Annotated in this window: 14 protein-coding genes; 11 read left to right on the forward strand and 3 right to left on the reverse strand. The window is 61.2% G+C overall.

Features of this window, described 5'->3' with window-relative positions:
• Positions 1–254 precede the first annotated feature (254 nt).
• The 9 genes from ACTG27_RS00885 to ACTG27_RS00925 all read left to right on the forward strand — a co-directional run bounded on the left by ACTG27_RS00885 (position 255) and on the right by ACTG27_RS00925 (position 9324).
• Positions 255–833 (forward strand): DUF3305 domain-containing protein, encoded by a 579-nt coding sequence (locus tag ACTG27_RS00885; RefSeq protein WP_439978923.1) that lies wholly within the window; start codon positions 255–257, stop codon positions 831–833.
• Positions 826–1425 (forward strand): DUF3306 domain-containing protein, encoded by a 600-nt coding sequence (locus ACTG27_RS00890; protein WP_439978925.1) that lies wholly within the window; start codon positions 826–828, stop codon positions 1423–1425. The genes ACTG27_RS00885 and ACTG27_RS00890 overlap by 8 nt, the downstream gene beginning before the upstream one ends.
• A gap of 103 nt (positions 1426–1528) precedes the next feature.
• Complete coding sequence (locus tag ACTG27_RS00895; RefSeq protein ID WP_439978926.1) at positions 1529–3295, forward strand: 4Fe-4S dicluster domain-containing protein; 1767 nt, start codon at positions 1529–1531, stop codon at positions 3293–3295.
• 9 nt (positions 3296–3304) lie between these two features.
• Entirely contained in the window at positions 3305–3922 is a 618-nt protein-coding gene (locus ACTG27_RS00900) for a TorD/DmsD family molecular chaperone (protein WP_346212376.1), read from the forward strand.
• Positions 3923–4039: 117 nt separating this feature from the next.
• The gene (locus ACTG27_RS00905) at positions 4040–4243 is read left to right on the forward strand and encodes a transcriptional initiation protein Tat (RefSeq protein ID WP_005303194.1); all 204 of its coding nucleotides are present in this window, start codon (positions 4040–4042) and stop codon (positions 4241–4243) included.
• A 35-nt stretch (positions 4244–4278) separates the two neighbouring features.
• Positions 4279–7155, forward strand: coding sequence for a formate dehydrogenase subunit alpha (locus tag ACTG27_RS00910; RefSeq protein ID WP_439978928.1), 2877 nt, complete (start codon positions 4279–4281; stop codon positions 7153–7155).
• 4 nt (positions 7156–7159) lie between these two features.
• A complete protein-coding gene (gene fdh3B / locus ACTG27_RS00915; protein ID WP_005334799.1) occupies positions 7160–7786 on the forward strand; it encodes a formate dehydrogenase FDH3 subunit beta in 627 nt (208 codons plus the stop codon).
• Positions 7783–8754 carry a formate dehydrogenase subunit gamma gene (locus ACTG27_RS00920; protein WP_005334792.1) on the forward strand — a complete coding sequence of 324 codons (972 nt, stop codon included), beginning with the start codon at positions 7783–7785 and terminating at the stop codon, positions 8752–8754. Before fdh3B ends, ACTG27_RS00920 begins: the two co-directional genes overlap by 4 nt.
• A gap of 159 nt (positions 8755–8913) precedes the next feature.
• Positions 8914–9324 (forward strand): hypothetical protein, encoded by a 411-nt coding sequence (locus ACTG27_RS00925; protein ID WP_013723543.1) that lies wholly within the window; start codon positions 8914–8916, stop codon positions 9322–9324.
• An 87-nt stretch (positions 9325–9411) separates the two neighbouring features.
• Here the strand turns inward: ACTG27_RS00925 and ACTG27_RS00930 are convergent, their stop codons facing one another.
• Positions 9412–10176, reverse strand: coding sequence for a substrate-binding periplasmic protein (locus ACTG27_RS00930; RefSeq protein WP_439978929.1), 765 nt, complete (start codon positions 10174–10176; stop codon positions 9412–9414).
• 274 nt (positions 10177–10450) lie between these two features.
• Between ACTG27_RS00930 and ACTG27_RS00935 the strand changes: the two genes are divergently transcribed.
• Positions 10451–12166, forward strand: coding sequence for an NAD-dependent malic enzyme (locus tag ACTG27_RS00935; RefSeq protein WP_439978930.1), 1716 nt, complete (start codon positions 10451–10453; stop codon positions 12164–12166).
• 87 nt (positions 12167–12253) lie between these two features.
• Here ACTG27_RS00935 and ACTG27_RS00940 read toward each other — a convergent pair whose 3' ends face one another.
• Together ACTG27_RS00940 and ACTG27_RS00945 are read right to left on the reverse strand one after the other, a co-directional pair.
• On the reverse strand, positions 12254–12595 hold the full coding sequence (locus ACTG27_RS00940) for an RT0821/Lpp0805 family surface protein (protein WP_040065365.1): 342 nt from the start codon (positions 12593–12595) through the stop codon (positions 12254–12256).
• Positions 12592–13929 (reverse strand): hypothetical protein, encoded by a 1338-nt coding sequence (locus tag ACTG27_RS00945; RefSeq protein ID WP_439978932.1) that lies wholly within the window; start codon positions 13927–13929, stop codon positions 12592–12594. Before ACTG27_RS00945 ends, ACTG27_RS00940 begins: the two co-directional genes overlap by 4 nt.
• A gap of 306 nt (positions 13930–14235) precedes the next feature.
• On the opposite strand from ACTG27_RS00945, the gene ACTG27_RS00950 reads away from it, so the two are divergent.
• Complete coding sequence (locus tag ACTG27_RS00950) at positions 14236–15474, forward strand: uracil-xanthine permease family protein (RefSeq protein ID WP_005334784.1); 1239 nt, start codon at positions 14236–14238, stop codon at positions 15472–15474.
• Positions 15475–15552 lie beyond the last annotated feature (78 nt).

Genomic DNA, 15552 nt, shown 5'->3' on the forward strand with positions numbered 1-15552 from the left:
GCAGCTCTGGCGGATTGGTTTTACGCCGCATGTTGGGCTTCGCTGCGCTCTGCACCAACCTACGCCCGCGCCAACCCATATTCCGCATGACAGGCCAACCCGCATTAAAGCCTCCATCCACCACCAAACCGGCCTTGGCCCCACTCTTGCTATGTCTTATCCCATTGATGGCCGTGGCCGCCCTGAATCTCCTGCTCTGATATGCCTCGAACTGGGTGGATCACGGGGGAGGGCGGCCCGGCTGAGACCTTCTGATGGGAGCCGTGACAGTGCAAGAGACAACCAAACCCCTCTCCCCGCAGCGCTGGCTGCAACTGGAGTTAGAGGCCATCGACAGCCAGGTTGGCCGCTGGCAGAGCCGCCGTTTCGAGATTGCGGCGCTCCATCCCGCCGAGCCCGAGGCGGCCGGTGCGCTGCCCCTTACCCTGTTTCGCGATGAGCGGGGGGATTATCGCTTCAATTTGAGCTCCGGCTCGCCCCGCCTCTTTGTCACCGGAAGCCGCGTGGACAATGGCTTTGTGGCCGATGGCCTGACCCTGAGCCAGACCGTGGCTGCCGCCTATATGGATGGCGAGCGGCAGGTGCTCTCCTGCCCGCTGCCCGAGGCGCTGCAAGCCTGGGTGGAGGCTTTTATCGGCCGCCACGGCGAGCTGCTGGAGGCCCGCCGCAAGGGCAAGAAGGGCAAGGGGCGGGCGCAGGATCAGCTCGGTGTCGATACGGTAGATCAAGCCAGCTGCGGCGCCGTTAAAGCCACCGGCCCCGATGGCCGCGAGCGTGGCAGTGACGCCGGAATCAGTACCGGAAACAAGGCCGGAAACAGCGCCCATGAGTGAGTTCCTCAAACGCTGGTCGTTTCGCAAGAGCGAGGCGCGCAAGCATCAGGTATTGCAGCCACGGGAAGAGGCCATTCCCGAGGTTGTGGCCGCGCCAAACGAAGGCAGTAGCGAAGGTGAAATCTCAGATACCCCGCTGGATAGCCCCGTAGTCAGCACTGACAAGGGGAGCTGTGAACCTCTTGCCGTTGAGGGGGCCGAGAGTGGCGAACCGCCGCTAACAACGGCGCAGCCGGGCAAGGCCAAACTCCCCGACAGGGAGGCGCTTCGGGCCATGTTTCGCAGCCACAAGCCGGATGGGCTCGACGACTACACCCAGGATTTCAGCCAGCCCGAATTGCTGCCCGCGGCCCTGACCGCCGGGTTGCGCAACTGGTTGGTGGATCAGGTAACCGCGCCGGAGAGCGAATCGGTCAATCCGGCCAGTGGATCCGCTGAACCGGTTGCGCTTGTCAGCGAACCTGCCGCCGAGCCGCCCGAGCTGGCTGATAACCATTCTCAAACCCACACCGACGATCGGGACATTTTGGTTTCCTGTGGTGGACAAAATGTCCCAACCAAAGGTGAGGGAATGGAACCCTCAGGATCCTGACTCCCTGTCAGTCACTTTTTTTCCGGGGGAGTTGGCTCGCCTCTTGCTCTCTCGGCTTACCAACAAGCGCCCATCCCATGAGGTGGCGCGCACAGGAGCGTATGTGAGCACTGAACAAACATTGCCAAATCTGAGCCCAAATCTGGCCCCAAATCTAGCCCGCGAGGCGGGGGCGGCCGAGCATAACGCGCGCGCTCGCGCCTATGCGCTGCAGCATACGGTCAAGACCGACAACCTGATCCCGGCCACTGTCTCTTACCAGAGTCAGGGGCGCCTGCTGCTGGTCGGCCCGGAAGATCGCATTCGCCGCGCTGCCAGCCTGCTGCCCGCCGGGGTGAAGCCCACCCTGCTGGTGACCGAAGCGGTCCACGATGCCGAGGCGGCAGATCTCGAAGCCATTTTCGATGCCACCGCATCCCTCGCGGCCCTGGCCCTGCGCGAGCCGAACCTGACAGGGTATCTGGGGCAGTTCCAGCTTACCGGCCTTAATGGGCAGGGGGAGAGGGTTAATCTGGCGGCGCTTTGCTTCCCACAACAAGGCTTTCCACAACAAGCGGCTGCTGTTAGTGAACAGCCACGCGAACCGCACTTTGATCTGGTGGCCGACCTGGGCCGTGCCCCGCTCTTTGCGCTGGAGCGTCCGCCGGTGGGTTATCTGCATCTGGCTGATGACACAGACTTGGCTGAACGGCTCGCCGAGCTCTGTGCGCTGACCGGTATTTTCGACAAGCCGCGCTATTTTCGCCTCGACCCCGAGGCCTGCGCCTTTACCGCCCGCGGCGTGCCCGGTTGCAGCCGCTGCCTCGATGTCTGCCCGACCGATGCCCTCAAGCCCATCAATGGTCGAATCCAGATCGATCCCCATCTCTGTCAGGGCTTTGGTAGCTGCGCCTCTGCCTGTCCGACCGGGGCGATTGCCTATCACCAGCCCGATGCCAACACCAGCGGCGACTACCTGCTGCGCTTGCTCAAGCACTACCGGGAGGCGGGCGGCGAAGCGCCGCAGTTGCTGATCGCTGGTGAAAACGAGCGCGAATGGGTGGAAACCGAACTTGCTGCTCTGCCTGCCAACTGGCTGCCGGTCTGGGTGGAGGAGAGCGCCAGTTTAGGCATCGAGAGCTGGTTCGCCGCCCTCGCCTATGGCGCCAGTGCGGTGCGCATCGCGCTGGGCGACGATGCCCCCGAAAGCGTCCGTGCACTGGTTGAGCGGGAACTGGCGAGCGCCGCCGTGCTACTGGCGGGCGCTGGCCTTGCTACCGATCGCATTGCTCTGTTTGACGCAGATGCTGGTGAGCCTGTTTCCGGCCAGCCCACCGTTGCCCTGCTGGAGAAGCCGCTCAAGGGAGACAAACGGGAGAACCTGTTTGCCGCCTTCGATGCCCTCTGGCAGGCCAGCGAAGGGAACCGCGAGCCGCTGGCGGTGCCTCACGGCGCCCCATACGGCAGAGTGGAATTGAAAGAAGCTGACTGCACCCTCTGCATGGGCTGCGTGGCGGTCTGCCCGAGCCGCGCCCTGCATGCGGTTGGGCACACGCCAGGCCTTAACTTTATCGAGCAGGATTGCATCCAGTGCGGCATGTGCGAAAAGGCGTGCCCCGAGCAGGCCATTGTACTGGTGCCTCGCCTGCAACCTGTGCCCGAGGCGCGCCGCGCCGTGCAGAGCCTGAAAGCCGAAGAGGCGGCCTGCTGCATTCGCTGCGGCAAGCCGTTCGCACCCGCCTCTATGATCCGCCGCATCCAGCAAAAACTGGCCGGTCACTCCCACTTCCAGAACGAGGCCGCCCAGCGGCTGCTGATGTGCGAGGAGTGTCGGGTCAAGGATGTGTTTGCGGCGCTGGCGGCGGATCCCGTCTCCCAGCTCAAGGTGTGAGGGCCAGTGATGAGTGAACAACATAACGAAAAGGCTGGCGAACTGACCATGACAGAACTGGAACAGAGCAGCGCCGATCTCTACGCCCTGCTGGCGAGCCTCTGGCGCGCCGCTCCCCGTGGCGAACAGCTCGCCTGGCTGCAAGGGTTGCAGGCTATGCCGGGCCCCTTTGCCAGAGGGCTCGGGCTGGTGCAGCTGGCGGCTAGCAGCCACCACGAAAACGAGCTTGCCGAGGAGTATCAGGATCTCTTTATCGGGCTGGGGCGCGGGGAGATCGTGCCGTTTGCCTCCTGGTATCTCACTGGCTCCCTGATGGAGCTGCCGCTGGCGGTACTGCGCGCTGATCTGCAGTCCCTCGGTTTTGAGCGCCAGAGCGGAGTGTGCGAGCCGGAAGATCATCTGGCCGCCCTCTGTGAGGTGATGGCGGTACTGATTGGCGAGCAGCATCCGGAGCGCAACCGCTTCTATGAGCGCCACCTTGCCCCTTGGGTACTCGCCTGCTGCCGCGATCAGCAACAGGCGAAAGGGGGCAGCTTCTACCGGGCGGTCGGCGCCCTTGCCGAAGATTTCTTCAAGCTGGAAAACGAATTGCGCCTGCCGTTTGGCGCCTGCGTGGTGAGGGGCTGAACGCCCTTATCTGCGCATAACAAGAGCTGCGCATAACAAAACGAGCAGACGAGATATCCCATTGGACGCGAAGCTGGCGCGCAGGCGCCAGCAAGAACAACAACAGAGGTCACAAGAATGAGCGATGAACAGCTGAAAGACCCGTCTCGCCGCAATCTGATCAAGGGAGTTGGCGTGGTCGCTACCATAGGCGTGCTAGCCGGTGCCACCGGTCGGGTGGTGGGCAAAGAGGTGCTGACCCACGACACCGAGCCTGACAAGGGCTATCGGGAGACCCCCCATGTTCACGACTTTTATCGCACCCTGCGCGGCACCGACTGAGCCGGATCAGTGCCGAACATAGCGAAGGAGAACTCATGAAACTGACAAAACGTGCCGAGCAGCCCCAGGCGGGTGAGCAGGGCAATGAGGCCATTCGCGGCCAGGGACTGACCCGCCGTGCCTTTATGGTCAACTCGGGTCTGGTGGCCGGTGGCGCCGTGGCCGCCGGTTGGCTGGCGCCAGCCATGATGCAACGGGCCGAGGCCAAAACCGTTGCGGCCGAGGTGCCGGTCGAGGTGAAGCGCACCATCTGCTCCCACTGCTCGGTGGGCTGCGGCGTCTATGCCGAGGTGCAGAACGGCGTCTGGACCGGTCAGGAGCCGGCCTTTGATCACCCCTTCAACCTTGGCGGCCACTGCGCCAAGGGGGCTGCCCTGCGCGAGCACGGCCACGGTGAGCGTCGCCTCAAGTACCCGATGAAGCTGGTGGGCGGCAAGTGGCAGCGCATCAGCTGGGATCAGGCCATCGAAGAGGTGGGCAACGAAGTGCTGCGCCTTCGCAAGGAGTCCGGCCCCGACAGCGTCTACTGGCTTGGCTCCGCCAAGCACTCCAACGAGCAGGCCTACCTGTTTCGCAAGATGGCGTCGCTTTGGGGCACCAACAACGTGGATCACCAGGCGCGGATCTGCCACTCCACCACGGTTGCTGGCGTAGCCAATACCTGGGGCTACGGCGCCATGACCAACAGCCTGAACGACATGCACAACAGCAAGTCGATCATGTTTATCGGCTCCAACCCGGCGGAGGCCCACCCGGTCGCCATGCAGCACATCCTGCTGGCCAAAGAGCGCAACGGCTGCAAAATCCTGGTGGTCGACCCGCGCCGCACCCGCACCGCCGCCAAGGCGGACATGTACCTCTCCCTGCGCCCGGGTACCGACGTCGCCTTTATCTGGGGCATGCTCTGGCACATCTTCAAGAACGGCTGGGAAGACAAGGAGTTCATCCGCACCCGCGTCTACGGCATGGACGAGGTGCAAAAAGAGGTGGCGCGCTGGACTCCGGCCGAAGTGGAGCGGGTGACCGGCCTCAACGAGCAGCAGGTCTATGGCGCCGCCAAGCTGCTGGCCGACAACCGCCCCGGCTGCGTGGTCTGGTGCATGGGCGGTACCCAGCACACCACAGGCAACAACAATACCCGCGCCTACTGCATCCTCGAACTGGCCCTCGGCAACGTGGGCAAGAGCGGGGCGGGTACCAACATCTTCCGTGGTCACGACAACGTGCAGGGCGCCACTGACTTTGGCGTCACCTCCGACTCCCTGCCCGGTTACTACGGGCTGGAAGAGGGCTCCTGGAAGCACTGGGCCCGGGTGTGGGATGTCGATTACGAGTGGATCAAGGCCCGTTTCGACAACAAGGCCTACAACGGCAAGCTGCCGATGAACAACAACGGCATTCCGGTCTCCCGCTGGGTGGATGGGGTGCTGGAGAATGCTGATCTCATCGAGCAGGGTTCCAACATCCGCGCCATGTTCTACTGGGGCCATGCGGTCAACTCCCAGACCCGCGGCCCGGAAATGAAGAAGGCGATGCAAAAGCTCGACATGATGGTGATTGTCGACCCGTATCCCACAGTCGCTGCCGTCATGAACGATCGCACCGACGGCGTCTACCTGCTGCCGGCCACCACCCAGTTCGAGACCTATGGTTCCGTCACCGCCACCAACCGCTCCATGCAGTGGCGCGATAAGGTGATTGAACCTCTGTTCGAATCCAAGGTCGATCACGAGATCATGTATCTGCTAAGCAAGAAGCTCGGTTTTGCCGACCAGCTGTTCAAGCACATCAAGGTAGAGAGCAATCAGCCACTGCTGGAAGACATCACCCGCGAATACAACCGCGGCATGTGGAGCGTGGGCTACACCGGCCAGAGCCCGGAGCGGCTCAAGGCGCACCAGCAGAACTGGCACACCTTCCACAAGACCAACCTCAAGGCCGAAGGCGGCCCGGTCAGTGGCGAAGTGTACGGTCTGCCCTGGCCCTGCTGGGGCACCCCGGAGATGAAACATCCCGGCAGCCACATCCTCTACGACACCAGCATTCCGGTCTCGGAAGGGGGAGGCGGTTTCCGCGCCCGCTTCGGCATCGAGTATCAGGGCGTCTCGCTGCTCGCCGAAGACTCCTGGCCGAAGGGGAGCGAGGTGGAAGATGGCTATCCCGAGATCACTGCCGACTTGATGAAGCAGCTCGGCTGGTGGGATGAGCTGACCGAGGCCGAGAAGAAAGAGGCCGAGGGCAAGAACTGGAAGACTGACCTCTCCGGCGGTATCCAGCGGGTCGCCATCAAGCACGGCTTCGTGCCCTACGGTAACGCCAAGGCGCGCTGCGTGGTGTGGACTTTCCCGGATCAGGTGCCCAAGCACCGCGAGCCGCTCTACACCCCGCGCCGCGACTTGCTGGCTGACTACGCCACCTGGCCTGATTCGAAGAACCTGTGGCGCCTGCCGACCCAGTACGCCTCTGTGCAGGAGAAGGATGTCAGCAAGGAGTTCCCGATCATCCTCACCTCCGGCCGTCTGGTCGAATACGAGGGGGGCGGCGATGAGACCCGCTCCAACCCCTGGCTGGCTGAATTGCAGCAGGAGATGTTCGTCGAGATGAACCCGGCGGATGCCAACGACGTCGGTGTGCGCGATGGTCAGGATGTGTGGGTCGAGGGGCCGGAAGGGGGCAGGGTCAAGGTGAAGGCGCTGGTGACCCCGCGGGTCAAACCGGGGCTCGCCTTTATGCCGTTCCACTTCGGCGGCCACTTCGAGGGCAAGGATCTGCGATCCAAATATCCGGAAGGGTCAGACCCCTATGTGCTGGGGGAGTCGGTCAACATAGTCACCACCTATGGTTATGACCCGGTCACCCAGATGCAGGAGACCAAGGTCACCCTGTGCCGTTTTCGCAAAGTAGGAGCCTGATCCCATGGCCAGAATGAAATTCATGTGTGACACCAAGCGCTGCATCGAGTGCAACGGCTGTGTGACGGCGTGCAAGAACGAGAACGACGATGCCCTCGAGTGGGGCATCCAGCGCCGTCGGGTGGTGACCCTTAACGACGGCCTGCCGGGGGAGACCTCCATCTCGGTCGCCTGCATGCACTGCACCGACGCCCCCTGCATGGCGGTCTGCCCCGCCGACTGCTTCTATCACACCGACGACGGCATAGTGCTGCACAACAAGGATCTCTGCATCGGTTGCGGCTACTGCCTGTTTGCCTGCCCGTTCGGGGCGCCCCAGTTCCCGAAGACCGCCGCCTTTGGCGATCGGGGCAAGATGGACAAGTGCACCTTCTGCGCCGGTGGCCCGGAAGAGGATCACAGCGAAGCGGAGCGCCAGAAGTACGGTGCCAACCGCATCGCCGAGGGCAAGCTGCCCATGTGTGCCGAGCTCTGCTCCACCAAGGCGCTGCTGGCTGGGGATGCGCAGGTGATCTCCGATATCTTCCGCGAGCGGGTTGCCTATCGCGGTGCCAAGGATGCGGCTTGGGGTAATGGCGATGAGCTGTTCCACGATGCCAGCAAGCTGAACAAGCAGGGAGGGGCGGCATGAAAACCTGGCTAATGGCCCTGTTTGCTGCCCTGCTGCTGGTGAGTACCGCAAGTTTCGCCGATGCCGAGAAAGAGGCGGTCGGCTTTGCCGGCGCCGATTATTGGCGGGCGGTGAAGGATGGGCAGGAGGGGGTGACCACCTCCCGCTCGCCGGAGCACGGGGTGCTGATCTCGGTGCCGGGCCAGCTCTGGTTCGAGGTGAAGACCAAGTGGGTGTCGCCGCTCGGTGCCATCGCCATTTTCGGGTCGCTCGCCATGTGTGGCCTGATGTATCTGGTGGTGGGGCAGACCAAGCTCTCCAAGCCGCGCACCGGGCGCAAGCTCAAGCGCTGGAGCAGGCTGGATCGGGCGCTGCACTGGACCACGGCAGCCATGTTCCTGACCCTGTCCGGGTCGGGGCTGGCCATCATCTACGGCAAGTACTTCATCAAGCCGGTGGTGAGCCTCGGGGTGTGGGAGAACTGGATCTGGTTTGCCAAGGTGTTCCACAACTATGTGGGGCCGCTCTTCTTCCTCTGCCTGATGGGGGTGCTCATCAAGTGGTTCCGCCACAACATCGTCAACATGGTGGATGTGCAGTGGTTCATGAAGTTTGGTGGCATGCTCGGCAAGCACAAGGGGAGTCACCCCTCGGCGGGCTTCTCCAACGGCGGCGAGAAGGCGATCTTCTGGCTGCTCATCTGGTTTGGCGGCATTGTGGTGGCGACCGGGTTGTTCCTCGACTTCCCCATCTTCGGCCAGCTGCGCCGTCAGATGGAGTGGGCCAGCTTCATCCATATCGTAGGCGCCTTGATCCTTATCTGCGGCTTTATCTTCCATATCTACATGGGTCTGTTCCAGCTGGAAGGGGCGCTGGAGGGGATGGTGACCGGCGAGGTGGACGAGACCTGGGCCAAGGAGCACCACGACCTCTGGTATGAAGAGGTGAAGCACACCCTTGATGAGCCCAAGGCGGGCAAATCAAGCTGATGGTCGACAAAGAGTAAAGAGAAGGGGCGCTGCGGCGCCCCTTTTGATGGCGGGTCGATCGTGATGGCAAATTGATTGAACGATGCCGTAAACGGCGATGGTTTTTTGGGCCACCTTGAGCAACAGTAACAGGGGTTCCATTCACACAAGGGATGATAAATGATGAGAAAAGCATGGCTGGCAGCGGTATGTGCATCTGCGCTCTTCGGTGGTATTGCGGGCGTGGCGCAGGCGGCTGACGGGATCAAGACCCAGCAGGTGCAGTTCAAGAAGGGGGAGTCAGGGGCGACTATCAACGGCACCATTCAAGGTAGCCAGACCCTCGATTACAAGCTGACGGCCAACAAGGGCCAGAGCATGGTGGTGATCCTGACCGGCAAGCCCTACTTCAATATTTTGCCGCCGGGCAGCAAGGGGGAGGCGATGTTTATCGGCTCTACGGAAGGGAACAACTTTGAGGCGACCCTGCCCGCCAAGGGCACTTATACCATTCGGGTCTACCAGATGGGGGCGGCCGAGAGCAGCAAGGCCAAGACGCCGTTCAAGCTGGAGGTGGGCATCAGCGGCTAATGCCAGCAGCTGACAAGCATCACAGAGGTGGCGGCCACAAAGGGCCGCCACCTCTGTTTTATCCCCTCTGTTTTTGCCTCGCCAAGGTTAATAGTCCCCCCGGGCCAGCCGTTCGAAGTAGCGCTGATAACGTCCGCTGGCGATGGCCTGCTGCAACTGCTGATTGAACTGATCCCGCAGTTTGGCTGAACCCGGCATTTTGCGCGGGAACATCACGAAGCTGTCGTTGCGCAGAAAAGGGGTCTGACTGTGGGTGATGAGTGCCGCGCTGGCGGGGTCGAGCTGGCTCTGCAACTCGGCCAGACCGACTCGCAGCTCTTGTGGATAGAGGTCGATCCGTCCGCGCAGCAGCTTGCCGAAATTCTGTTTCACGTCGGTGACTTTCTGTTGGGTTACCCTGCCATCGGCCACCATCTTGTCCAGCTCGGGCCCGTAGCTGTAGGCGATATCGCCCCCCAACCGCATGCCGATGATCTGCTCAAGGCGCTCGGCTTGCAGCTGCCGTGATTTGAGGGAGAAGAAGACAAACTGCTCCTGCAGCACCGCTTCACTGAACAGAAAATCCTGCTCCCGCTCCGGTTTGTGCATCCAGACGGCGGTGGCGTCGTAGAGCTGGCTGTTGGCCGCCAGCGAATAGACCCGACCCCAGGGAGCGAAGTGGAACTTCACCTCATAGCCCGCCTCCTTGAACAGATCGCTGATGAGGTGGGCCACTGGCCCGTGCTGTTTTGACTGCTCGGAGACGAAAGGGGGCCATTCACCCACGATGATGTTGAGTACCCGGCCCGGTGCGGCGAGAGCCGACTGGCAGGTCAGAAACAACCACAGAGCAAGCAGCGGGATCAGGCGCATGGCTGAAAGAAGGGGACGCAGGCTGGCAGAGGCGAGGGCATCAGATCACTCCCGGCTGTGATGCGGTGAAAGGGGCTGGGTTGCCCGCAATGCTAACATGAGTCTCATTCCTTGCCGTGGATATTTGTCTCGCCGGGGTCGCCGGGCGCCTATTTTGGCCGCAGGGTATGCCCAAGCTCACAAAACCGATCGAGTAAACGTCATATGATTGATTTCATTATGAGTCTTGCTCTCCTGCCGAACGGCAATTTCACGTAAATCAAAGAGAATGACTATGGCTACCGGACAATATCTGCTGTGGAAAGATGCACAGGGACAGGATTTTCGCCCCGTTGCACTGACCGGCACTGATCTGCTTAACAATCGATACCTCAACAAGGGCACGGCCTTCACCGAACAGGAGCGGGCCGATTTTGATCTCGATGGTTTGTTGCCGCCTCAGGTGCAAACTTTTGAAGCCCAGCTCGAGCGAGTGTATGAGGGGTTCAAGAGCGCTTGCAGCGATATCGAGAAGTACCAGAACCTGCGTGCCCTGCAGGATCGCAATGAGACTCTCTTCTATGCCCTGTTGTCACGCCATGTGGAGGAGATGACTCCCTATATCTATACCCCGACCGTGGGCAAGGCGTGCCAGGAGTTCAGCCACCGCTTCCAGAAGCCGCGCGGCCTCTACATTACCCCGGACAACGTGGATGACATGGGCAGTCAGGCCCGTCACTTCGATGCCAAATCGATCCGCATCATAGTCGTCACCGACAGCCAGGGCATTCTGGGGATCGGCGACCAGGGTGTTGGCGGCATGGGCATCCCCATCGGCAAGCTGGCGCTCTATACCCTGGGTGCCGGTATTCACCCCGCCTGCTGCATGCCCATCGCGCTGGATGTGGGCACCGACAACCAGAAACTGCTCGATGACCCCATGTATCTGGGCCGCCCCCACAAGCGTATTCGCGGCAAGGAGTATGAAGAGTTCATCGACAAGTTCGTGCAGGGGGTCAAGCGCCACTTCCCCAACGCCGTGCTGCAGTGGGAAGACTTCAGCAAATCCAATGCTTTCAACAATCTGGCCCGCTACCAGCAGGCACTGCCGTCATTCAACGATGATATTCAGGGCACCGGTGCCGTGGTGCTGGCCGGTATCATCGGCGCGGTCAAGGTCAAGGGGGAGACCCTGGGCCAGCAGAACTATCTGGTCTATGGTGCCGGCGCTGGCGGGGTTGGCGTCGCGGATCAGATCTGCGCGGGGATGATCCGCGAGGGGATGGATCCGCAGGCGGCCCGCGATCGCATCTACATTCTGGATACCCAGGGGCTGGTGTGCGACAACCGGGACGGACTCGACGAGTACAAGCGTCGCTACGCCAAACCGGGTTTGCTGCTGGCGGGTTGGGAGACCGAGGTGCCCGGCAAGGCCAATCTGGCCGATGTGCTGCGTCATGTGCCCATTACCGTGTTGCTGGGTACCAGCGGCTCGGGCGGGGCCTTCCAGGAAGAGCATATCCAGCTGATGCTGCAGCATTGCGAGCGCCCCATGGTGTTCCCGCTCTCCAACCCGACCGCCAACTGTGAAGCGCTGCCGGAAGATATCTACCGCTGGAGCAAGGGCAAAGCCATTGTCGCGACTGGCAGCCCGTTCAAGGATGTGAGCTACGAGGGGCAGGAGTTTCGGGTCGGGCAGGGCAACAACGTCTTTATCTTCCCCGGTGTAGGTCTGGCGGCCATCGTCAGCCAGCTCCGCGAGATCACGCCCGATGTATTCACTACCACCGCCTTTGCGCTGGCCGAGTGCGTGAGTGAGGTTGACCTGGCGAAAGGGGCCGTTTATCCCCGCATTCGCGAGCTGCGCAGCATCTCGGTGCATGTGGCCACCGCCGTGCTCAAGGATATCGTGCGCCGGGATCCCTCCCACCCGCTGATCGGTCAGGATCTGCAGCAGCATATCCTCAACCATATGTGGGAGCCGGTTTACCTGCCCTATCGTCGGGTATAACCGCATATTCACCACCCGGATAACGGGTCGGAAAAGATGACAAGGGGGTAGCGCTGCTACCCCCTTTCGTTTATCCCGTGGCATTCACTAAGTTCGCAATGGCCGCCAGCGCCCTTGCTGATTGCGACAGGCGGTATCCTGCCACTGCTGGCTCGCCTTGCCGATATAGAGTTGCTCGCGATAGTCGCGACACCACTCCCCGCTGGTATGGCGGAAGGTGCGCAGCGGGGTGACGCTACCCGAGTGACGGTTAGCTGGATTGAACCAGGTGAGGCTTTGGCCTTTGGTACGGGTTTCCAGCGCCTTGGCGAGAGCCTGATTGGCCAGTTGAACATCTGCCTTATCCATTTGATGGTAAAGCGGCGGAGTGTCGACCGTGGCGCAGCCAGCGAGGCCGAGCAGGAGGAGTGTTAGCAGATAACGCATCATGGTTGCCCCTGTTGGCGAAAGCCGTTGTTGAGCAGCGCCCGCTCCTGCTCATCGGTAAGTACTTGCTGGCGATCATCGACCGTGCCATCACCTCTTAGTTTGTTGCCGTTGGCATCGACAGCATCCACGCCGTTGTCATCGACGGTGCCATCACCCCTGAGCTTGTTGCCGTTGGCATCGACAGCATCCACGCCGTTGTCATCGACCGTACCGTCACCTCTGAGCTTGTTGCCGTTGGCATCGACGGCATCCACGCCGTTGTCATCGATGGTTCCATCGCCTCTGAGCTTGTTGCTGTTGGCATCGACGGCATCCACGCCGTTGTCATCGATGGTGCCGTCACCTCTGAGCTTGTTGCCATTGGCATAGACGGTATCTACACCGTTGTCATCAACGCCATTGCCAAATCCGCGGCCACCCCCATGGCGTTCTCCCCCTGCATGTTTTTCTCCACCAGCATGCCGTTCACCTCCACCATGCTGCTCTCCGCCGGCATGCTCGCCTTGGCCGCCACTGTCATCGCTGCCCCCATCGCTGTCGCTGCCACCGCCGCTGTCGCTGCCTCCTCCGCTGTTGCTGCCTCCGCCGCTGTCGCTGCCACCGCCGCTGTCGCTGCCTCCTCCGCTGTTGCTGCCTCCGCCGCTGTCGCTGCCACCGCCGCTGTCGCTGCCACCGCCGCTGTTGCTGCCTCCACCACTGCTGCCCCCACTGCCACCATCGCCATCTTTGTTGTGAACGATCAGCTCATTGGCGATGTAGCTGTGGCTGCCATCGAGCAGCAGATTGAAGAGTGCGGTAGTGGGAGATGCCTCGATCCAGCAGAGTGACTCAACCAGCAGTAATTCCGGCTGGGGTTGCAGGGCCAGATTGCCCGTCGCCATGGCAGGTGCCGGGCGACACATTATCTGCATGCCGGTAAATAGCGGCAGCACCGCCAGTTGCGGGTTTTCGGTTCGGGTCATGGCCGGTGAGATGGCTGCCCAGCCCCGCGTGGTCAGCAGAGGGTGTTCTGCGGTAAAGAACGGGGGCAGATCATTGATCCCGTAGAGTCTGCGCTTGCCCAGTATGACCCGTTCGATCGCCAGGATCCGGTTACTGCCGCCGTGTTGATCCAGCACTCGTTCACCGACCCGGAGCGTCTCTATGGGTCGGGTGGAGCCATCGGCCATCGTGATGCGAGTGCCGGCGATAAAGCAGGACTTGGCATAGGCCTGATTCATTTGCCACTCATTGTGGGCGAAATCATAACTGAACGGGTTCGCAAACAGGGCGAGAGCGATGGCCGAGCCGATTAGCAATCTGCGCTGGCTGGCCTTGAATGGGGGCTGTGACATGGGGACTCCTTGTCCATCTTGATTCACAGGATCCATTATAGAGCGCCCCTTGGTGGCGGCATTTTTTGACCATGAGCACAATAAACATGATGGAAAAACGATTGGCGTTCGTCACAATAATGCGTAAAATCGCATACTCGATGCTTGTAGCAACGAATCCCGCCTAAAAAGCCAGTTTCATGCCCTTCCCAAGCAGTAAAAGGTAACAAGTGACGCATTTGCGTTCATTTTGTGCCTTGAAAAAGTCTTGTGATAACTGAAAAGTGATAAATATCCACATCAGTTATCAAAAAATTAAGGACATCCATGTTTTCCTTAGTCAAGCAAAGTGTCGCCGGGCTGCAAATCCTGTTTGTCGCCTTCGGTGCCATGGTTCTGGTGCCCCTGCTCACCGGATTGAACCCCTCCATGGCCCTGCTTGGCGCTGGTGTGGGCACCCTGTTGTTCCAGCTCTGCACCCGCCGCCAGGTCCCGATTTTCCTCGGTTCCAGCTTTGCCTTCATCGCTCCCATCATCTACGCCACCCAGACCTGGGGATTGCCATCCACCATGTTTGGCCTGTTTGCCGCCGGTTTCATGTATTTCATTCTGGCTGCGCTGATCCGGGCAAAAGGGATGGGGTTTGTGCACAAATTGCTACCCCCGGTGGTGATTGGCCCGGTGATCATGGTCATCGGTCTTTCTGTGGCGCAGGTTGCCTGCAACATGGCGATGGGCCGTGCCGGTAGTGAGCAGGTGGTACCTGCGGGGACTGCGCTGACGCTGGCCGGTATCTCGCTGGCGGTCACCCTGATTGCAGCTGTGTTCTGCAAGGGGTGGATCAAGCTGATCCCCATCCTGTGCGGCGTGATTGCCGGTTATGTCTCGGCGGTATTCATGGGCCAGGTGAGTTTCGATGGCATGGTGAACGCCCCCTGGCTGGCGCTGCCCCACTTCGAAACCCCGGAGATCAACTGGGCTGCTGCGTTGTTCATGTTGCCGGTAGCCATCGCCCCCTGTATCGAGCATATCGGTGGCGTGTTGGCGATCGGTGGCGTGACTGGCAAGGATTACACCAAGGATCCGGGTTTGCACCGTACGCTGGCCGGTGACGGCATCGGCGTCTGTTTCGCCGGTTTCATCGGTGGCCCCCCTGTGACCACCTACGCCGAAGTGACCGGTGCCGTGATGATCACTCGCAACTTCAATCCGGTCACCATGACCTGGGCTGCGGTGTTTGCCATCATTCTGGCCTTCTTCGGCAAGTTCAATGCGCTGCTTACCTCCATCCCGATGCCGGTGATGGGCGGTATCATGCTGCTGCTGTTCGGATCCATCGCTGCCATCGGTCTCAAGACGCTGGTGGAATCCAAGGTGGATCTGGGACTGTCACGCAATATCGCCATCGTCGCTGTGACTCTGACGGTTGGTGTCGGTGCGCTGGAGATGAAGATTGGCGACTTCGCGCTGGCCGGCGTTGGCCTGGCCTCTGTTGCCGCCATCCTGCTCAACCTGATCCTGCCTGCGCACTCCGAAGAAGGTGTGATGGACGCGGCCAAGGACTGAGTTTCACCAGACGTTGATTGTTGATTTGGAGAAGGCCACCTCGCGGTGGCCTTCTCATTTTCGGGTATCTAGCGCCAC

The organism is Aeromonas sp. 97A, assembly GCF_051919185.1.
Classification (GTDB): domain Bacteria; phylum Pseudomonadota; class Gammaproteobacteria; order Enterobacterales; family Aeromonadaceae; genus Aeromonas; species Aeromonas veronii.